The sequence below is a fragment of the Aminobacter sp. J44 genome (genome assembly GCF_007829415.1).
Classification (GTDB): domain Bacteria; phylum Pseudomonadota; class Alphaproteobacteria; order Rhizobiales; family Rhizobiaceae; genus Aerobium.
In genome coordinates this window covers 1-19569 of record NZ_VLJG01000005.1, presented here as the reverse complement: position 1 = coordinate 19569, position 19569 = coordinate 1, and the positions used below count along the sequence as shown (strand labels likewise).

Genomic DNA, 19569 nt, shown 5'->3' with positions numbered 1-19569 from the left:
CGTTGATATGCCGGGATGAAATCTCGCCGCGCTCGCCGATTCAGCGCGCTGCAGCGCATGTGCATTTATCACAAGAGCTGGAAAGAATCACGCGCTCGCCGAAGAATCAGGGTGTACGCGACTACATTTTTTTGCAGATTTCACTCGCCAACAGATAGGAAAGTACCGAACGAATGTCCACCACGCCGGCTGAGCCAGAGTTCATCGACGTCGACGGAGAGCGCATCGCGCTGCGGCAGGTCGCGGGCGCGACCCCCGGCGTGATGTGGCTGGGCGGCTTCAAGTCGGACATGCTCGGCACCAAGGCGGAGACGCTTTCAGACTGGGCACAGGAGAAGGGCCACGCCTTCATCCGCCACGACTATTCCGGCCATGGCGAGTCGGGCGGCCGCTTTGTCGATGGCACCATTTCGCTGTGGCTCAAGCAGAGCCTCGAGGTGCTGCGCCGGCGAACGGAAGGCCCGCAGATTCTCGTCGGCTCGTCGATGGGCGCGTGGATTGCACTGCGTATGGTTCAGGAGTTGCACAGGGCAGGCGAGGGCGGCCGCCTTGCTGGTCTTCTTCTTCTCGCGCCCGCGCCTGACTTCACCACGGACCTGATGGAGCCGCAGCTCACCGACGAGCAAAAGCGCGACCTCGAGGAGAAAGGTTATTTCGAGGAGCCGTCGGAATACTCGCCGGAGCCGAACGTCTACACCAAGGCGCTGTTCGATGACGGGCGAGCCAACCGCGTCATGACTGGCCTCATCGACACCCACTGTCCGGTGCACATCCTGCAGGGCATGGCCGATCCGGACGTGCCCTACCACCACGCGCTCCGGCTGGTCGAACATCTGCCCGCCGATGACGTGACGCTGTCGCTGATCCGCGACGGCGACCACCGCCTGTCGCGGCCGCAGGACCTGGCGATGATCATCTCGGCCCTGGAGGGGCTGATCGAACGGACAGGGCAGGCCTGATGCGTTTTTCGGCGGCGGCTTCGGCCTTTGTTGCAGCGGTCGTCGGGTTCGGCGGCACGCTTGCGTTGATCATTGCGGCCGCCGATGCGGTTGGCGCAACGCAGGCGCAGACCGCAAGCTGGGTCACCGGCATGTGCATTGCCATCGCGCTCGGCTCGCTGATCCTGTCATGGCACTACCGCACGCCGATCATCACAGCCTGGACGACGCCGGGCGCAGCGCTCATCGGCGCAAGCTCGGGTTTCACGATGGCGGAGGCCGTCGGTGCGTTCATTGCGGTTGCGGTGCTGCTGGTCATCACCGGCATGTTCCGTCCGTTGACGCGGCTGATCTCGCGTATCCCCTCGTCGGTATCTTCAGGCATGTTGGCCGGCATCGTCGTCAGCTTCGTCATGGCGGCCGCTAAGAGCGCGACGGTTGATCCGGTGCTGATCTTGCCGCTTATTGTTGCCTTCTTCATCTTCCGATTGATCAATCCGGCCATGTCGGTGCTGTTTGTTCTGATCGGCGGCGGCTTGGCAGCATGGCTGACGGGACGCGTTGGACCATTGCCCGCGCCTGAAATCTCGACCCTCGTCTGGACGACACCGGAATTCACCGTCGGGGCGTTTTTCGGCCTCGCGATTCCGATTTTTCTTGTCACCATGGCCTCGCAGAACCTTGCTGGCCTCGCGATCCTCCGCGCCGCCGGCTACGAGCCGCCGGCAGGCAGGTTGGTTGCGCTGACGGGGCTGTTTTCACTCCTGACCGCGCCGTTCAATGCGTTGACGACCAATCTGGCCGCAATATCGGCCGCGATCTGTACGTCGCCCGATGCGCATCCTGATCCAAAGCAGCGATGGCTGACGGCACCGTTCTACGCGCTTACCTATTCTGTCTTTGCGTTCTTTGGTGCCTCGCTTGTGGCGATCTTTGCGGTCCTGCCGGCGAACCTGATCATTCTTGTGGCAGGTCTTGGCCTTCTCGCGCCACTGACCAACGCGCTGACGCTGGCCATGAACGATCCGCAGGAGCGCACGGCGGCGACGGTTGCGTTTGCGGTCACAGCGTCTGGCCTCGCCGTCTTTGGCGTCGGCTCCGCCTTCTGGGGGCTGGTCGCAGGCATTGCAGTTCTGGGCCTTGAACGGGTCAAGTCCCGCAAGACGAACGTCGCTCTCGCGGAAGCAACTGCGAAGTCTTCTTGAATCGCCGTTTTCGCGTTCCCATGTGTTTTTCATGCAGCCATAGGGGCTGACTGGAAGACAAGGAACGCAACGCAATGACCAAGACTGCCCTGATCCGTCCCGCGTGGACACCGGCAACCATCGCGCTGATGGTCGTGGGCTTCATGGTTTTCTGGCCTCTTGGCCTTGCCATGCTTGCCTACATCCTGTGGGGCGACCGCCTTGAAGACGTCAAGGGCGACCTGAGCAAGGCCCGCGACAAGTTCTGCTCCTTCAGGAAAGGTTCGGGTATGCACTCACACCAGCGTTTGGGACGTACCGGCAACGTCGCTTTCGACGATTGGCGCGAGGCTGAACTCGCCCGCATCGAGGAAGAGCGCCGCAAGCTCGACGCGATGCGCGAAGAGTTCGACAGCTACCTGCGTGAGCTTCGTCGCGCCAAGGACCAGGAAGAGTTCGATCGCTTCATGGCGGAGCGTTCGAAGTCGGCTCCGGCTTCCGACGCGCGCAAGCCGAGCAACGGCGACAATCTCCTCGACGACGTTTGATCACACCGCGCCACGCGCGCGAAATGAAGAAGACGGCGCTGGACCACCGGCGCCGTTTTTGTTTGCCCGAATCAATCTAAGATGGCCCGCATGGCATTCGGCTTGTTCTCCAGCCCGAGGAAGAAAAAGGCGCCGCGCTCCATCACAATGGAGGAGCGCACCCATGTCGTTGCCGATCGCGAACTGCCGCTCAGGATCTTCGAGAACCACCGCGCCAAGCGCCTGACCCTGCGCATCGACGCCGGGGGCAGGGGGCTGCGCATCACCGTTCCGCCGGGTCTAGCTCGCGGTGAGGTCGAACGCTTTCTCGACCGTCATCAGGGCTGGCTCGAAACAAGGCTCGCAAAGCTTCCCGATCAACCGCAGGTGCGCCCGGGCGTGAAGATGCCGCTGCGCGGCCGCCCGCATCTCATCATCCATGAGGCCGGCAAGCGCGGTACCGTCTCAGTGGGCGAGTTTGAGGGGCAGGATGCGCTGTTCGTGCACGGCGATCTGCAGCACCTGCCACGCCGGCTGGCGGATTTCTTGAAGCGCGAAGCCAAGCGCGACATCGAGGCGCTGGTTGCGAAGCACACGCAGGCGGTCGGCCGCAAGGCAAAGGCAATCCGCTTCAAGGACACAACCTCGCGATGGGGCTCGTGCACCTCGGACGGCACGCTCTCCTTCAACTGGCGCATCATGATGGCACCGTTGACGGTGGTCGACTATCTCGTCGCGCACGAAGTCGCGCATCTGAAGGAAATGAATCACGGCCCGAAATTCTGGGCGCTGTGCCGGGAGCTTTGCCCGCGCACCGACGAAGCGCGCGCCTGGCTCAAGCGCAATGGCGGCGCGCTGCAGGCAATCGAGTTCGGCTGAAGTCAGTCGTCGTTCGTCGCGTTGAGGTCTTCGGGCCGTATGCTTTCTTCTTCCGGCTTCGGCCAGGGCAGGAAAGCCGGGTCGAAGTGGTCGCTGTTAAAATATTCAAGGGCGCGCTTGCCCTCGCCACCGAGGACGTCGTCCTTGCCCGTCAGCTGGGCGATGACCGCCGCCGCCTGGCGCAATTTCGCCTTGAGTATCTCAACATCATCTTCCATACCGCCATAACGCGGCTCGCCTGCAAACGTTGCGTGCCTTGATGTTCGCGCAATTTTGTGCGGTTAAGGACGCATGACCCTCGATATCAAGATTTGCGGCCTCTCGACGCCCGAAGCCATTCGCGCAGCCATCGACGGCGGGGGGAGCCATGTCGGCTTCATCTTTTTCGCAAAGAGCCCGCGCAACATCGCGCCCGCGCACGCGCGTGAATTGAAGAAGGTGGTCGACGGCAGGGCGAAGACGGTCGCGGTCGTGGTCGACGCGGACGACGCTTTCCTCGACGAGATCGTTGCCGAGCTGTCGCCGGACATCGTCCAGCTGCACGGCAAGGAGACGCCGGAGCGGGTGGCGGAGGTCAAGGCGCGCTATGGCCGCCCGGTGATGAAGGCGTTTTCGATCAGCGAGGCGGCGGATCTTGCGAAGATCGAGCCGTTCCGCGGCGTCGCCGATCGCTTCCTTTTCGACGCCAAGCCGCCGAAAGGATCGGAGCTTCCGGGTGGAAACGGTGTTTCCTTTGACTGGCGGCTGCTCCCAGCCCTTGACCCCGGCATCGATTACATGCTTTCCGGAGGATTGAACGCCGCCAATATCGGCGATGCGCTGCGTCTTTCCAATCCGCCCGGAATCGACATCTCGTCGGGAGTGGAAAGCGCGCCGGGCATCAAGGATACGGCGCTGATCGAGGAATTCTTCAAGGCAGTCCGGACCGCGCAGGCAATGGCGGCCTGATGCCCTATCGTGCAGGAGACCGGCCGTGAACCAGCCCGTGGCACCGAATTCGTTCCGCACCGGACCCGATGAACAGGGCATGTTCGGCATCTATGGCGGCCGTTTCGTCGCCGAGACGCTGATGCCCCTGATCCTCGACCTGGAAAAGCACTGGAACGAGGCCAAGAACGACCCGGCCTTCAAGGCTGAGCTCCAGGCGCTGTCGACGCACTATGCCGGCCGTCCGTCCAAGCTCTATTACGCCGAGAACCTGTCGAAGCACCTCGGCGGCGCAAAGATCTATTTCAAGCGCGAGGACCTGAACCACACCGGTTCGCACAAGATCAACAACTGCCTCGGCCAGATCCTTTTGGCCAAGCGCATGGGCCGCAAGCGCATCATCGCCGAGACCGGCGCCGGCCAGCATGGCGTCGCTTCCGCGACCGTCGCAGCCCGCTTCGGCTTCCCCTGCGTGGTCTACATGGGCGCGACCGACGTCGAGCGCCAGAAGCCGAACGTCTTCCGCATGAAGCTCCTCGGCGCCGAGGTGAAGGCGGTTTCCGCCGGCCACGGCACGCTCAAGGACGCCATGAACGAGGCGCTGCGTGACTGGGTCACCAATGTCGAGGACACCTATTACCTGATCGGCACCGCCGCCGGCCCGCACCCGTATCCGGAGCTCGTCCGCGAGCTGCAGTCGGTGATCGGCCGCGAGGCGCGCGAGCAGATCCTCGAGCAGGAAGGCCGCCTGCCGGACGTCGTGATCGCCGCTGTCGGTGGCGGCTCGAACGCCATCGGCATCTTCCACCCGTTCCTCGATGACAAGGACGTGCGCATCATCGGCATCGAGGCCGGCGGCCGCGGCCTTGATGGCATCGAGCACTGCGCGTCGATGAATGCCGGCAAGCCGGGCGTGCTGCACGGCAACCGCACCTACCTTTTGCAGAACGATGACGGCCAGATCCTCGACGGCCACTCGATCTCGGCCGGCCTCGACTATCCGGGCGTCGGTCCGGAGCATTCGTGGCTGCGCGACACCGGCCGCGTCGAATACCTGCCGATCCTCGACGACGAGGCGCTGGAAGCGTTCCAGCTGACCACGCAGAAGGAAGGCATCATCCCGGCTCTCGAATCCTCCCACGCCATCGCGCATGCGATGAAGCTCGCCCCCACCATGAGCAAGGATCAGATCATCATCGTCAATCTGTCGGGCCGCGGCGACAAGGACGTCCATACCGTCGCCGGCATGATGGGCATGGAAATCTGAGACCGCCGGACGACACCGCCAAGAGACTTCCCGGAGACACCGCATGACGACCCGCATCGATCGCCGGATGGCGAAGCTCAAGGCCGAGGGACGGCCGGCGCTCGTGACCTATTTCATGGGCGGCGACCCCGACTATGAAACCTCGCTGCGCGTCATGAAGGCCCTGCCGAAGGCCGGCTCCGACGTCATCGAGCTCGGCATGCCGTTCTCCGACCCGATGGCGGACGGCCCGGCGATCCAGGCCGCTGCGCTGCGCTCGCTCAAGGGCGGCCAGACGCTCGCCAAGACGCTGCAGATGGCCTCCGAATTCCGCAAGGAAGACGACGAGACGCCGATCGTCCTGATGGGCTACTACAACCCGATCTACATCTACGGCACCGAGCGCTTCCTGGCCGACGCCAAGGCCGCCGGCATCGACGGCCTGATCGTCGTCGACCTGCCGCCGGAGATGGACGAGGAGCTCTGCATCCCGGCTGTGCGCGCAGGCATCAACTTCATCCGCCTCGCAACGCCGACCACTGACGACAAGCGCCTGCCGAAGGTGCTCGAGAACACGTCGGGCTTCGTCTACTACGTCTCGATGACCGGCATCACCGGTTCGGCCCTGCCGGACACCAGCAAGGTCGCAACCGCCGTCGACCGCATCAAGCAGCACACCGACCTGCCGGTCTGCGTCGGCTTTGGCGTCAAGACCGCCGAGCAGGCCCGTGCCATCGGCGCCTCGGCTGACGGCGTCGTCGTCGGCACGGCAATCGTCAACGCTGTTGCAAATGTGCTCGGCCCGGACGGCAAGACCGTTGCCGATCCCGCCGAAGCAGTCGCCACCCTGGTGACCGGCCTTGCACAGGGCGCGCGCAGCGCCCGCCTTGCTGCGGCCCAATAGCTCCTTATCTTCTCCCAGAACGAGAGCGGAGAACGCCATGAACTGGATCACCAACTATGTCCGGCCCAAGATCAATTCGATCCTCGGCCGTCGCGATATGCCCGAGAACCTCTGGATCAAGGATCCCGAGACCGGCGAGATGGTGTTTCACACCGACCTCGAGAACAATCAGTGGGTGATTCCCGGCTCCGGCTATCACATGAAGATTGCCGCCAAGGAGCGGCTGAAGCACTTCTTCGATGACGGCGCCTACGAGCTTCTGGAGAACCCGAAGGTTCCGGTCGATCCGCTGAAGTTCCGCGACGAGAAGCGTTACATCGACCGCCTCAAGGAATACCGCACCAAGACCGGCCTCGAGGACGCCGTCCTCTCCGCCCTCGGCAGCATCGAGGGTCTGCCGATCGTCGCTACCGTGCAGGACTTCGCCTTCATGGGCGGCTCGCTCGGCATGGCCGCCGGCGAGGCGATCATCAACGGTTTCGAGACCGCGATCGCGAAGAAGCGCCCGCTGGTACTGTTCTCGGCATCGGGCGGCGCGCGCATGCAGGAAGGCATCCTGTCGCTGATGCAGCTTGCCCGCACCACCGTTGCGGTCGACCGCCTCAAGGAGGCGGGTCTGCCCTATATTGTCGTCCTGACCAACCCGACCACCGGCGGCGTCACCGCCTCGTATGCGATGCTGGGCGACGTCCACATCGCCGAGCCAGGTGCGGTCATCGGCTTTGCCGGCGCGCGCGTCATCGAGCAGACGATCCGCGAGAAGCTGCCGGAAGGCTTCCAGCGCTCCGAATACCTGATGGAACACGGCATGGTCGATATGGTCGTCTCGCGCCTCGAGATGAAGCAGACCGTCGCCCGCCTCCTGAAGATCCTTCTCAAGCAGAAGGAAGCATCGGTTCAGGCTGCCGCCTGAGCGGCAACCGGCAAGGTTTGGAAGCTTGGTCATGAGCACCGGAACGCAGGCGGCTGATCGCGAGATCGAACGGCTGATGAGCCTCCACCCGAAAGGGTTCGATCTCTCGCTGACGCGCATTTCCCGCCTGCTGGAACGCCTCGGCAACCCGCAGGACCGCATGCCGCCGGTGATCCACATCGCCGGCACCAACGGCAAGGGCTCGGCTTCCGCCTTCTCGCGTGCTCTGCTCGAGGCCGGCGGTTATACCTGCCACGTCCATACCTCGCCGCACCTCGTCAACTGGCACGAGCGCTATCGCCTCGGCGCCGAGGGCGGCGGTAAGCTGGTCGAGGATGCGGTGCTGGCCGATGCTGTTGCCCGCGTCGCCGCGGCCAACAATGGCGAGACCATCACCGTCTTCGAGATTCTCACCGCGGTGATGTTCCTGCTCTTCTCGGAGCACCCGGCAGACGCCGCGATCGTCGAGGTCGGCCTTGGCGGCCGCTTCGACGCGACCAACGTGATCGCGAAGCCCGCCGTTTCCATCATCATGCCGGTGTCGCTCGATCACGAAGCCTATCTCGGCGACCGCGTCGAACTGATCGCTGCCGAAAAGGCCGGCATCATCAAGCCCGGCTGCCCGGTGATCGTCGGCGCACAGGAGCACGATGAGGCACTTGAGGTGCTGGTCGAGACCGCGGAGCGGCTCGGCTGCCCGTTGCAGGTCTATGGGCAGGACCTCGTGGCCTACGAGGAAAACCGCCGCATGGTCTATCAGGACCAGTTCGGCCTCTATGATCTTTCGCTGCCGCGCCTGCCCGGCCGCCACCAGTACGCCAACGCCGCCGCGGCAATCGCGGGTGTGCGCGCTGCCGGCTTCCGCATGAGCGAGGAGATTGCCGAAAAGGCGGTGACGTCGGTCTCCTGGCCCGGCCGCATGCAGCGCCTGACCGAGGGCCGCCTCGTCGAGCTTGCTCCCGAAGGTGCCGAGATCTGGATCGACGGCGGTCACAATCCGGGCGCCGGTATCGTCATTGCCGAGGCGCTCGCCGAGCGCGAGGACAAACGGCCGCTGCCGCTGTTTATGATCGCCGGCATGATCAACACCAAGGACCAGACCGGCTATTTCCGCAACTTCGCCGGGATGGTCCGCCACGTCTACACCGTACCGGTCAACGAGAGCGACGCGGGCGTCGCGAACGACGAGCTCGCGGCCCGCGCCGCTGCGGCCGGACTTTCAGCCGAACCGGTCGCCTCGATCGAGAACGCGCTGCTTCTCTTGCGTGACAGCTGGGTGGACAAGGCCCATCCGCCGCGCATCCTGATTTCCGGCTCGCTCTATCTGATGGGCGAAGTGCTGCGCAAAAACGAAACCCCGCCGACCTGAGCCGGCGGGGTCTTTGTCCCGACTATTTTTTGACGTTTAAGAGGCCGTGGCCGTTGCCGGCTGAGGGATCGGGCACGACACGCCCGTGCCGCGCAGGCCGCAATAGCCGTTCGGCACCTTCGACAGGTACTGCTGGTGATCGGCCTCGGCGAAGTAGAAAGCCGGCGCCGGCGCGATCTCGGTGGTGATTCGCGACAGGCCCTTTTCCATCAGTGCCACGCCATACGCTTCACGTGAATCAAGCGCCTCCTTCAGCTGCTCGTCCGTCGTCGTGAAGATCACCGAGCGATAGGTCGTGCCGACATCGTTGCCCTGGCGCATGCCTTGCGTCGGGTCGTGGCTCTCCCAGAAGATATGCAGCAGCTTCGAAAAGCTCACCTTGGTCGGGTCATAAACCACCATCACCGTCTCGGCGTGGCCGGTCAGCCCGGTGCAGGTCTCCTGATAAGTCGGGTTCGGCGTGATGCCGCCCTGGTAGCCGACGGCGGTGACGATCACGCCCGGCGTCTGCCAGAACAGGCGCTCGGCGCCCCAGAAGCAGCCCATGCCGAAATAGGCGATCTCGGAACCTTCAGGGTATGGCCCATGCAGCGGCAGGCCCGAGACGTCATGATGCGTCGCCGTCGGGATCGGCTGCGCGCGGCCGGGCAGGGCTTCCTCGGGAGCCGGCAGCTTCAGCTTCTTGTTCAGCATGTCGCTCAGGAAGAACATTCATCTCTCCTTTCCCCCTGACGGGGTTCAGCGTCCGACAGCAAACCTGCTCGGAGCAGCGGGCCGCCTGCCGATCATCGCGAACAGCAGCGCAAGCACCGTAAAGATCGCAAAGCCGGGCTGGCTCAGGATCGTCGTCATCACCGGGTCCCATAGGAACGGCGGCAGCGAACGCGTCATCGACTGCTCGAGACCTTCAAGCAGCGAGGGCGCAACGTCGCGCCATGACGAAATCAGCGGTGTCATCACCAGCGTCTCGGCGGCAACCGAACGTGTGGCGTCGATCACGGCCATGATGACGGCAATCGAAAGCGCAATCATCGACAGCAGGCGAAACAGAGCTCTGAACATCGTGCGCCTTCGCGAAAGCAGGTTCTGGCGGAGGTTTTCCTTGCCAAGAGATAGGCGTCGCGCGGTTTCTTGGCAATGATCGACACGACAAGTTGAGCCTGCGGCACCTTATTCCAGAAAGCGCCACAAGGCGTCTTGGCATCCGGCGCGAGATCGACTAAGTGAGCGCATCAACCTGTTTCGCTTCGGCGAAACATGGCTGCGGAGAGGTGGCCGAGTGGTTGAAGGCGCACGCCTGGAACGCGTGTATACGGGAAACCGTATCGAGGGTTCGAATCCCTCTCTCTCCGCCATTATCTTGTAGCGAACCCGAGATGAGGCTCCCGCCCGGGGCCTTTTTCTTTTTGTTCCAAAGGCGCTTAGCCGAGACGCCCGAACCTCGGAGACTGGCGCCGGGTCCAATTTCCGTCTCGAACAGCCCTCCGTCTCTAACCGAGCGAACCTCGTCCGGCCCGGTTCGGCTTCGCGAAGGCCAGCGTTTTCAGCCAGTTCCGCCATTCGAACGGCGCATCTTCTGCTGGGGTTCTCCCAGCTGGGCGTCTTCACCCAGAGAACGCGAGGTAGGCGTATTTGGGGAAGCCGTGGGATGAGTCATCCGGGAAAGGGGAACTACGGCCAGCAGGCGATTTGCGCAACGGAGCCAAGGGGAGTGTCAAGGCAATTCAGTCTGTGCCAAGCTTGATCAGATACGACCTTACAGTTTTGATCTTTGCTGTCTTTGCTCCGCCAGTAAAAATTAGAACATGGCAAAAGGCGTAGGACTGACCGTCCTTGGTGGTAAACTTTCCATCAACGCCGCAATCTGTCCCATGCGTGATGATTTTATCGATGCAGAGGCGCTCGACCTCAGCGTTACGGAGCAGATGTTCCCGAACCATGGCTTTACCGGTGGCGGACCATGACCCAACCATCTCCCAGTGTACTGCGTCACTTAGATAATTCAGGGCTGTATCAAGTTCCTCGTATAGAGCGATAACAAATTCCCTGATGGTGCGTTTTCGGGGAGCATTGCCACAATCCTCAGGAGCGTCGACAATTATCAACTCGCTACCTCCGGTCAGAGATCTAAATATGCGTACGGAAAGCGCACTATACTGCGTTGCTAACGTCTACGTCCATTCGTCACACCGCAACACGATTAATGCGTTCCGGCAGACGAGTGAGCGACGATGGAGGCGGCCGGGCGCGCTGATTTCGCGCGGAAGGCCCATTGGGTGTCCGAGGGGATGGTGAAGGCTACGATATCGCGAGTTTCACGCCAGACGGTCAGACACGCTTGATCGAGGTGAAGACCACAAACGTGTGGGAACGGACGCCCTTCCACATCACCCGCAACGAGCTTGCGGTGGCAGACGAGCGCCGATCCGAATGGCGCTTGTTCCGGCTTTGGAACTTCTCGCGTGAGCCGAGGGCCTTCGAACTGTATCCGCCGCTCAATGCCCACGTCACACTCACGGCCACAGCATTCGTGGCAGGCTTCCATTGATGGCAGGGCGCCGGCGCGCTCAGTCAAAAACCATGTCCATCTGCTCCGCCCACGGCCGATCGGCAACTGTGACGAGGTTGTTCAGCGAAAGCGCCGGTGGTACGCGCCTGATGACCGCAGGGACATCTGGCTAGAAATCTCGATCCGGTGAACCTTGAATTTTCCGGCAATGGCACTTGCGGCCTCGGCCACCTTGGGATGGCGGATCATCGGGACATATGCGGCGTCTTCGGCGACCAGCGATAGCACCGACATCAAGTGCGACTTACCGGTCCCGTAGTTGCCGACAACCAGCACGCCCTTGTGGTCTACAGCCTCGTCGAACGAGAGCTGGGGGATCATTTGCTTGGCGATCCGCTCGGCCATGTCGTCGGAAATGACGTAGGTCGAAACAAGCTTCTTGGCCTCATCCGGACGATTGGCGTCCAGAAGCTGAATGACCGACTCGATCGGTTCAAACTGAATGAGATCGCCATAATGCATCGGCATCCCGAGTTCCCCCTTCAATGAATTTTGAACGGGACCAGGCCGTCGATGCCGTAGTCCTGATGTTCTGGATGTCCTGTCGTGGCATAGGAAAGCCGGCCTTCCTGCAGCTCTCCTGGCCACACTGCAACGACGCGACGTGCGTGAGCATGCCGCTTCAGTAGATCTAGCGGGCTGAGTTGAAGTGTCCGATCGAACAGGAGTTCGATGTTATCAAGGAGCAAGAGCCCCTGACTGGCACATCCATCCGCGAGCTCTTTCAGTCGATCAGCCGCCTGTAGGTGTCTTCGGGTGCCAGGCACCGTGAGCAGTTCACGACCGAGGGCAGCGCCAACGCTCAAGACGCGCGCCTGCCGCCGCTCGGCCAACTGCCCAAGCAGATTGCTTTTCCCTGATCGCGGCGGACCGATCAGAAGGATCAGCTTGCTGTTCAGGCCGGATACATCCTCGACCAGTTGATCCAGCTTCTCGATCATCTCAGCCCTCCATCCGAGACTCGGCTGACCTGGCCTGAGTCTTGGTGCTGAGTTCGGCCGCGTTAAGCAGCACGATTTGCTGGTCTTGGGGGCGCCGCGCTGTGGGGTCGGTGTCCAGCCCCAGCCGCTTGAGCGCGTAATAGACAAGCGCCTTGCGCACGGGAATCTTGGCCCGTCCGCCTCGCATCCCATAATCTAGGGCAATGACCTTCTGCTGGGTCTCTGACAGCTCTGGGTGCGGTCCAATCTCCAATGTCACCTGCTCGTTCCAGTCCGCGTCGCCGTCGGCATCGATCTCGCTCGGCTTGGTGCCGCGCGTCTCGATGATCCGCGAGAGAAGGAAGTCCTTGAAGCTCTGGTCGGTGAGACAGAAGGCCCGTGTATGCCAGCGGAAACCATCGAACCCGATCGCGTGTGGCGCGATCCAACGCCAGCGCGGCTCCGGCCGGGACAGCGACTGATACTTGACCTCGATCGCCTCTGATCGCCGGATTGCAGCAACCACCGAACGTAGGGTCTTGGCATTCACTCCTCGAGCAGGTGTCGGTGCGGCGTCGTAGGCGGGGAACTGTCCAATCCAGACGTCAGCGCGGTCGAGAATGCCGTCGGCGACAGAACGAAGCTGAGAGAGGTAACGGCTGGCGTCCGGCTTCAGGAACAGGGGATCGAAATTGCCGCCTCTAATGTAGGTCCGGGCGCTCTTGTCGTAGACCATGTTGTCTGGAGCCATTCCGATGTAGCGGTTCAGGTCTGTGGACGCTTGATTCACCGAAACACCGAACGCAGACGTCAGGTCGCCACGGTTGACGCGCCCGTCCCAAAACAGTCGGAACTCGATGAATTCGATCCGCCTCTCGACTCCCCATCGGAGATTGGCCTTCTCTGTTACCACCATGCACTCCCAGTGACATGATCCGTCCCGAAACTAGGCCAGCCCAGTTTCTGGATTTTCCATCAAGCTATCTGAGAAGCTGTGCGGGTTCAATCGAAATTGGTAGTGTCTGCAAGCAAGGGAGAGGGCGGAATGGCGGCTGGGCCTCGGCCAACCGCCATCCTGGAGCTATAGTCAAGCGCCCGCTTGCTGAGCCTGGCCACGGTCGGAGGTGCTGGAGCGGACAATCGACTGCTCGTATTCCTCGACATCGGACAGGCGATAGACCACCCGGCCGCCCACTTTGAGGAACTTCGGCCCTTCACCAGTCCAACGCCACCGCTCAAGTGTGCGGTGGCTGATCCCCCAGCGCACCGCCAGTTCAAGTTGGTTCATGCATGTTGCCTTCATTTTCGTGTCCTTTCGTCCTGGCAAGTTGGAATGCGACACGACGAAGGCGTGGCCGGAAAACACTATCAAGGTAATACTGGCGGGAGCGCCAAACACCGGGCGCTGCGCTGCCTTGTCTTGGACAAGGAATTTCTGCGGGGGCGAAGATTTTCTTAAGAATACGAAGTCGTTCTGGCGCGCTGTGGGCCATACTTCGAGCGAGTTTGTCGAAGAGTCCTTTCCCTCCGCCAGTTTCTCCAAGCAATTTCATTCTTCCTTCGCACCGGTAACTGCGTCTTCAGTCCAATTCGCCCGAAACGCCGCCGGCAGGAAGTTTCCCTCCCGCCGGCGCAGCCAAGGTTAGCCGATGGGCTCCAGCGCATCTTCCCCCGCCACCTCGGATGCAGCATCGGCGGCGGGTTTTGTTGCGAAGTAGATGTGGTGGAATGCATCCGCCCGGCCGCCGTCGAGGCAGATGTCCTCGCGGTGCCAGCACCACGGAAGCTGGTCGAGCCGCTCCTCGAACTCGTCCGAGATCGTTGCGGACCAGAACGCGGCGAGGCCGCCTGCCGCAAGCCGGTTCCAGACCGAACGGAGGCCGGGATTCTCATAGATTGCGCCGTTCGTCTCCCGGACCGTATAGTCGGGGCCATTGTCCGTATCCATCAGGATCATCTCGTAGCCCCCGCTCGCCTCGCGCAGCACGTCCAGCACGTCACCGACCCGCAGCTCGACGCGACGGTCGTTGAGCGGATGGCCCGCAAGATGCCCGAAATGGCGCCGGTTCCATTCAATGATCTCCGGCACGAGCTCGCAAACTGTTACCTTCCCGTCCGGCTCGAGCCAGTCGAGCATGGTGCGAAGCGTAAAGCCCATGCCGAGACCGCCAATGAAGACGCGCCGAGCCGGCCCCCCGTATAAGCGGGCGCTGCGCTCGGCCAGCATCGTCTCGGACTGGTGGTTGAGGTTCGACATCAGCTCCAGCCCGTTGAAGCGAATCTCGAAGACGTTGCCGCGCTGGCGCAGGATTATCTGGTCGCCGGACTCCGTCCGGTGACGCGCAACTTCCGTCCAAAGTGTCATGTCCAATGCCCATTCGTGCCACAGCCTCAGCTGCAGCATCACAAACCATTCAGCAGTGTTGGGTGGTGCTTGCGCGGTTGCCGTCGGCGATCAGCGCCGCGGCAACCGAGGCGCATGGTTTGCGCTGGCTCCGATGATCAGCGGAAAGAGAACGCTATCGCAGGCAGTCATAACGAAGTCCGTCCTCGGGTTGCGTCCGGATCCGGCTTCCGCCAGCATCCGGCGGTGAGCTTGTTGACGCTCTCCATATCGGCCGGGCAGGCCGCCGAGTCAAATCCGGGTGACCTCCTGCCTCGGCTAGCCGCGGAAGTGAGAGGAGAATGATAAAGAGGCGCCTGCTCGCCAGAGCTCGCTGCTGTCTGCTTCTTGGCGACTTGCCCTCAGATCACCCTCACCATGGCCCCGCTGGCGACCCGGTCATAAAGGTCGATGACGTCCTCATTCAGCATGCGGATACAGCCTGACGAGGCTTCGGTGCCGATGGTCCAGGGCTCGGACGTGCCGTGGATGCGATAAAGCGTGTCGCGCCCATCCTGGTAGAGATAGAGCGCCCGCGCGCCGAGCGGGTTGTGCGGCCCGGGCTCGATCCGCTGCGGCAGGCCGGGCGTTTCGTTGCGCATATCGTCGGTCGGGTGCCAGCCGGGCCACTTCGCCTTGCGGCCGATCGTGGCCGTACCCGACCACGCATGCCCCGACGCGCCGACGGCCACGCCATAGCGCCGCGCCTTCCCGCCTTCTTCAACCAGATAAAGAAACCGTTCGCGGGTATCGACGAGGATCGAGCCGACCGGCATGCCCTGCGGTGCCGGAACGATCGTCGGCCGGAACCGCGCATCGAATTTTTCGCGGTTCACGATCCGCACTTCATAAGGCTCGTTGGCATAGGCGAGCTTCAGCTGTTCCAGCGAGGGGCCGGTTTCGCTGCGGGTCGAGCACGCCGCCAGCAAGAGCAGACCGAGCGGCAGGAATGCCGCCCGGATCTGCTTGCCCTTCGACAGGATCGTCACCCGGCGCCTACCACTTCACGCGCAGGCCGATCGTTCCGGCGACGGAGTGGCTGTCGCCGAAGTGTTCGAGGCTGGTGGCAACGGACGCCTCGCCATAGACCGAGAACCTGTCGTCATTCCAGTTGAGCGTCCCACCGACGCCAATACCGCCCCACAGCCGGTCGTTGCGGCTCGTCACCTCCCCATCGGCGATCGCGACGCGGTAGCCGTCGAGGAACTCGTGGTAGAGGTTGGCGATGCCGTAGAGGCTCGCGCGCGACTTCGTCCCGTTTGCCGCCGTCCAGCGGGTTTCGTATTCGGCGGCAAGGCCGACGCGGGCACGCAAGGAGTCGCCGTCGCGCAGGGCAACGGTTGCACCGAACGGATCGGTGAAGTCGTCGAAGTCGATGCGCGAATAGACGAGCTGTGCCTGCGGCGTCAGCGACCAGGTCTCGTTGAGCGCGAACTTGTAGCCGGCCTCGATGCCGAGCGCGTAGCCAAGTCCGTCATTGCCGTCGGCGAGCACGGTTCCGAGCGTGGTCGAGCTGATGTCGCTGTTCAGCCAGCTCACCTGCGCCTGCGCATCGACATAGAACCCGTTCATCCCGTACCAGGTGAGGCTGCCGCCGACGCCATAGCCCTGCGCATCGATCTCGCCGAGCCCGGACGCAGAGGCAATGTCGCCATTGACCTGTCCGTAGTGTACGGAAAGCCCCGCGATCAGCCGGCCCTTGTCGCTCTCATGCAACAGGCCGTCAATGCCGGCCTGCAGCCGCCACAGCGTCTCGTCATATTCCGCTTCCGCCGTTGCCGACGCAGCCTCGTAATGGCCGCGCGCGCCCTCGATCCGGCCCCAGATGCCATTGGTTTCGAGCACGACGCTGCCGTCATTGCCGACATAGTAGCTTGCCTGCTCCTCCGTGACGGTGCAGCGGAAGTTCTGGCTCGCGTCCTTGCAGAACACGGTCTCGGCGGGAGCCACGTCTGCCGGATCACGCCAGTGGCGGTTGCCCACACGCTGCTGCCTTGTCGGCAGGTCGACGAGCGGGACGAGCACCTTCGGATATTCCTGATAGACAGGCACGGTCGGCGTGAAGGCGACATTGCGCAGGTACCAGTTGCCGTCGGCTGCGCCGCCGATGCCGTGGTGATAGAGGGCGTAGCTGTAGAGGCCGGCGAGAATCCGCTGTTCACCATCGACCGCATAGTCGCCCTGCAGCGTGAACACGCCCGGCGCCGAGGCTGCCGCATTGCGCACCTCGACCAGCAAAATGCCGTTGTCGACAGTCTGGGCGCCGGCGCCCTCGCGCCGGTCGATGACGATCGTCGTCGGCGCGCTGCCGAGCGAGGTGGCATCGACCACCAGCACGTCCGAATAGGAGCCGCTGCCGCCGCCGGCCGCCACCCCCTCGTTGAGCACGGTGTTGAGGAGGAGCGTGCCGCCATTGGAGGTAAAGACGCCGGTACCGGCCGCACCGCCAGCCGTCGCATTGCTTGTCATCACCAGCGTGTTGCCGGTCTGCGGCCCGCGCAGGTCGATGACGCCGCTATGGCTGAAGGCGCCGAGATTGGTGAACTGGCCCTGGACAATGCCATTGCGCGAAAGGTTGTAGTAGCTCGCCTCGAGCGGCGTATTGCCCGCGCCCGTCGTCGGCACGTAGTAGCCGGCCGGGTCGGTCGCCGCATTGCCGCTGACGGGAGCAAGCCGCACCAGTGCGCCTGCCTGGTTGTCGAAGCTGCTCGAGGCCGCGCCAAAGTCGGAGATCGCGACGCGCTTGGTGTCGCGGGTGCCGTCGCCATCGGTGTCGGCAAAGTGGCGCACGTCGAACAGGCCGCCCGCCGTATTGGCAAAGCTGTTGCCGGCAACCGCTGCGAGTTCCAGAAAGCCGGTCACCGTCCCGCCGTTGGTGGTTGCGACCGCGCCCCGCGCAGCCTCCCAGCGGCCAACGTCGGCGATCGCGCGGTCGGACGCGGCGGTGATCGTGCCGGCATTGGTCAGCGTGCTTGCCATCGACCTCAGCAGCACGCCGGAGGAGGGCCGGTTTGAGCTTGGTCCCGCGCCGGTCGCATCCGCCTGCCAGCCACCGGTAACGGTTGCGCCGCTGGCAATCTCGACACTTGCAGCGCCCGAGACCGAATCGACGATGATGCCGGTGCCATACTCGCCGCTGGCGGTCACGCTGCTGAAGTTCGTGACGATGGCGTCTCCCACCGTGGCGAATGACGTCAGGCCGCCGGACTGAGAGCCGGTCGCAAGAACGCTGCCGAGATTCGTGACGCGCGCTTCCCCGGAGCCAAGATTATACGACCATGCACCATAGGATTGTTCACCTCGCACCCAGACGGAGCCCGCCTCGTTGATGTCGATCGTTGCATTGGCGCTGCTGCTGCCATTGTTCACCAGCGAGAGGGCGCCGTCGAGTAGATCTGCGCGGTTTCGATGGAGCCCGAGACGTCGATCGTGGCCGCCCCGAAGCCATAATTCAGGGCGTAGATGCCAACGCCTTCCTCGCCGTCGGTGAACACGCTGCCGGTATCAGCAAGATATCCGGCAACCGCGCCAGTTGCCGACGGGTTGAGGTTCCACGAGCTGATGGCAAAGGCCGATGATCCGGCCGTGAGCACGTCCCCGAATGCCTCGACCCTCACGGGACCCAGCCCGTAATGGATGCCATAGATACCGAAGCCGGAACCGCGCACGTCGATCGTGCTGCCGGCAAGTTGCCGAATCAGGATGCTGCCGTCGCTGGTCGTAATGAGGTCGGCCGCGGAAGTGTCATCGATTCGCCCGATGATGCCATGTGACTCGAGCGAATTGAGTATGGTCACGTTGGCGCCGGAGATGATCTCGATGTCACTGTTGCCGCCATTGGCGTGCACCTGGACACCGTCCGCTACCGTGCCGTCGGTTGAAACCGAGACGCCAGTGGCGATCGTGACCCGCAACAGGTCGTCCCCGAAGCCGTCGAGGTGGATGCCGTCAAAGTCGTAGCCCGGATCACGATCGACGACGATTCCGCTGCCGACGGCGAGGTCGAATCCTGTCGTCGTCGTATAGTTGATGCCCCCGGCATAGGGATTGAGAGCCGTGTCGGCACAGGTGATCGACGGTGGTGTGCCGCTCGCGGCGCCGCATTAGTCAGCGGCGCGTGCCTGATCGCCCGCCGACAACAAGCCCAGTCCGCCGAATACCGATGCAGCCAGTGCCTGTTTTAGCCGCCGGTTGACCCTGATCTCATGTGCTGATGGAGGAAAATTCTGCGCAAAGCGCGGGGGGAGCCAGAAACTCTCGTTCATAAGCTGTCACCGTTGCCCAGCGCCCCCACGCTTGAAGATGAGGCTAAACGGTCTAAAGAAGGAAATAAAGCCTAATGTTGTATTCCGGCTTCAGGTTGTATCGCCTCAACTTAGAAATCTTTGCATCCGTCAGCGGGTCTCTCCGCTCCATCCCCGACTTGTTGACATACCTTACTGCCACTCCCTGTCCTTTGCTGGCTGGTATATTGCAGCGTTTGGCGCCAACTCTTGAGCGGATACTTAGTCTCCCGCCCTTCTCCGAAAGCCCTGGGAACGCCCTTAGAAATTTCCGCAGAAAGATGATTTTTCTCGCAGAATGTCGTTGACATGGTTGGGGAGTGGAGCCTATATACGCCTCACCAACGACGGCGGCGGCGCTGCTGGCGGCGAAGAGCTTCGCTCTTGTGATCCGCGAGTTGGACGACATTCAAGCGAGCCGCGTGAGCGAACCTCGTCGGGCTGAAGCCGATGGTGATGGAGCCCGGGACACTGTTTTGTGTCTGATCTTTGACAACTGAATAGCGAAGAAAGAGAAACGTGGGCGG

At 62.8% G+C, this 19569-nt stretch carries 23 protein-coding genes and 1 tRNA gene; 12 read left to right on the top strand and 12 right to left on the bottom strand.

The features are described from left to right. Positions 1-173 precede the first annotated feature (173 nt). From L610_RS02745 to L610_RS02730, 4 genes are all read left to right on the top strand, one after another. The gene (locus L610_RS02745) at positions 174-959 is read left to right on the top strand and encodes a carboxylesterase (RefSeq protein WP_024849471.1); all 786 of its coding nucleotides are present in this window, start codon (positions 174-176) and stop codon (positions 957-959) included. After that, positions 959-2143 (top strand): benzoate/H(+) symporter BenE family transporter, encoded by a 1185-nt coding sequence (locus tag L610_RS02740; protein WP_024849472.1) that lies wholly within the window; start codon positions 959-961, stop codon positions 2141-2143. The genes L610_RS02745 and L610_RS02740 overlap by 1 nt, the downstream gene beginning before the upstream one ends. A 74-nt stretch (positions 2144-2217) precedes the next feature. Next, the gene (locus L610_RS02735) at positions 2218-2670 is read left to right on the top strand and encodes a DUF2852 domain-containing protein (RefSeq protein ID WP_024849473.1); all 453 of its coding nucleotides are present in this window, start codon (positions 2218-2220) and stop codon (positions 2668-2670) included. 90 nt (positions 2671-2760) lie between these two features. Then, positions 2761-3528 (top strand): M48 family metallopeptidase, encoded by a 768-nt coding sequence (locus L610_RS02730; RefSeq protein ID WP_024849474.1) that lies wholly within the window; start codon positions 2761-2763, stop codon positions 3526-3528. Positions 3529-3530: 2 nt separating this feature from the next. On the opposite strand, the gene L610_RS02725 is transcribed toward L610_RS02730, so the two are convergent. Next, on the bottom strand, positions 3531-3746 hold the full coding sequence (locus L610_RS02725; protein ID WP_024849475.1) for a hypothetical protein: 216 nt from the start codon (positions 3744-3746) through the stop codon (positions 3531-3533). A 73-nt stretch (positions 3747-3819) separates the two neighbouring features. Here L610_RS02725 and L610_RS02720 point away from each other — a divergent pair, with 73 nt between their 5' ends. From L610_RS02720 to L610_RS02700, 5 genes are read left to right on the top strand one after another with little or no spacing between them, the layout of a single operon-like run. Beyond that, complete coding sequence (locus L610_RS02720; protein ID WP_144702287.1) at positions 3820-4476, top strand: phosphoribosylanthranilate isomerase; 657 nt, start codon at positions 3820-3822, stop codon at positions 4474-4476. Between the two features lie 25 nt (positions 4477-4501). Then, positions 4502-5722, top strand: a complete 1221-nt coding sequence (gene trpB / locus L610_RS02715) for a tryptophan synthase subunit beta (RefSeq protein WP_024849477.1) — start codon at positions 4502-4504, stop codon at positions 5720-5722. Between the two features lie 43 nt (positions 5723-5765). Then, positions 5766-6605: a tryptophan synthase subunit alpha gene (gene trpA / locus L610_RS02710; RefSeq protein WP_024849478.1), complete on the top strand. Its 840-nt coding sequence runs from the start codon at positions 5766-5768 to the stop codon at positions 6603-6605. 37 nt (positions 6606-6642) lie between these two features. Continuing rightward, positions 6643-7518: an acetyl-CoA carboxylase, carboxyltransferase subunit beta gene (gene accD / locus L610_RS02705; RefSeq protein ID WP_024849479.1), complete on the top strand. Its 876-nt coding sequence runs from the start codon at positions 6643-6645 to the stop codon at positions 7516-7518. A gap of 31 nt (positions 7519-7549) precedes the next feature. Next, on the top strand, positions 7550-8887 hold the full coding sequence (locus L610_RS02700; protein ID WP_024849480.1) for a folylpolyglutamate synthase/dihydrofolate synthase family protein: 1338 nt from the start codon (positions 7550-7552) through the stop codon (positions 8885-8887). Positions 8888-8923: 36 nt separating this feature from the next. Here L610_RS02700 and msrA read toward each other — a convergent pair whose 3' ends face one another. Next, positions 8924-9598 carry a peptide-methionine (S)-S-oxide reductase MsrA gene (msrA, locus tag L610_RS02695; protein WP_144702284.1) on the bottom strand — a complete coding sequence of 225 codons (675 nt, stop codon included), beginning with the start codon at positions 9596-9598 and terminating at the stop codon, positions 8924-8926. 27 nt (positions 9599-9625) lie between these two features. Next, on the bottom strand, positions 9626-9949 hold the full coding sequence (locus L610_RS02690; protein WP_024849482.1) for a hypothetical protein: 324 nt from the start codon (positions 9947-9949) through the stop codon (positions 9626-9628). Positions 9950-10152: 203 nt separating this feature from the next. Between L610_RS02690 and L610_RS02685 the strand changes: the two genes are divergently transcribed. The 3 genes from L610_RS02685 to L610_RS20400 all read left to right on the top strand — a co-directional run bounded on the left by L610_RS02685 (position 10153) and on the right by L610_RS20400 (position 11435). Then, a tRNA-Ser gene (locus tag L610_RS02685) sits at positions 10153-10242 on the top strand. A gap of 450 nt (positions 10243-10692) precedes the next feature. After that, on the top strand, positions 10693-10851 hold the full coding sequence (locus L610_RS20290) for a hypothetical protein (RefSeq protein ID WP_210245991.1): 159 nt from the start codon (positions 10693-10695) through the stop codon (positions 10849-10851). 374 nt (positions 10852-11225) lie between these two features. Then, a complete protein-coding gene (locus L610_RS20400; RefSeq protein ID WP_371712936.1) occupies positions 11226-11435 on the top strand; it encodes a DUF3883 domain-containing protein in 210 nt (69 codons plus the stop codon). Between the two features lie 81 nt (positions 11436-11516). Here the strand turns inward: L610_RS20400 and L610_RS02675 are convergent, their stop codons facing one another. From L610_RS02675 to L610_RS20285, 9 genes are all read right to left on the bottom strand, one after another. After that, entirely contained in the window at positions 11517-11924 is a 408-nt protein-coding gene (locus tag L610_RS02675; protein ID WP_246658902.1) for a DUF6079 family protein, read from the bottom strand. A 14-nt stretch (positions 11925-11938) separates the two neighbouring features. Continuing rightward, positions 11939-12397 (bottom strand): BREX-3 system P-loop-containing protein BrxF, encoded by a 459-nt coding sequence (brxF, locus tag L610_RS02670; protein ID WP_144702281.1) that lies wholly within the window; start codon positions 12395-12397, stop codon positions 11939-11941. 1 nt (position 12398) lies between these two features. Continuing rightward, complete coding sequence (locus L610_RS02665) at positions 12399-13292, bottom strand: WYL domain-containing protein (protein ID WP_144702278.1); 894 nt, start codon at positions 13290-13292, stop codon at positions 12399-12401. Positions 13293-13463: 171 nt separating this feature from the next. After that, the gene (locus L610_RS20395) at positions 13464-13919 is read right to left on the bottom strand and encodes an AlpA family transcriptional regulator (protein ID WP_246658901.1); all 456 of its coding nucleotides are present in this window, start codon (positions 13917-13919) and stop codon (positions 13464-13466) included. 99 nt (positions 13920-14018) lie between these two features. Further along, positions 14019-14741, bottom strand: a complete 723-nt coding sequence (locus tag L610_RS02655; protein WP_144702275.1) for a hypothetical protein — start codon at positions 14739-14741, stop codon at positions 14019-14021. A 380-nt stretch (positions 14742-15121) separates the two neighbouring features. Beyond that, complete coding sequence (locus L610_RS02650; RefSeq protein WP_024849484.1) at positions 15122-15748, bottom strand: L,D-transpeptidase; 627 nt, start codon at positions 15746-15748, stop codon at positions 15122-15124. Between the two features lie 7 nt (positions 15749-15755). Further along, positions 15756-18128 carry an autotransporter outer membrane beta-barrel domain-containing protein gene (locus L610_RS02645; protein ID WP_144702272.1) on the bottom strand — a complete coding sequence of 791 codons (2373 nt, stop codon included), beginning with the start codon at positions 18126-18128 and terminating at the stop codon, positions 15756-15758. Beyond that, positions 18125-18673: a hypothetical protein gene (locus L610_RS02640; RefSeq protein ID WP_024849486.1), complete on the bottom strand. Its 549-nt coding sequence runs from the start codon at positions 18671-18673 to the stop codon at positions 18125-18127. Before L610_RS02640 ends, L610_RS02645 begins: the two co-directional genes overlap by 4 nt. Before the next feature lie 707 nt (positions 18674-19380). Beyond that, positions 19381-19569, bottom strand: a 189-nt coding sequence (locus tag L610_RS20285) for a hypothetical protein (protein ID WP_210245990.1), incomplete at its 5' end; no start/stop codon positions are given.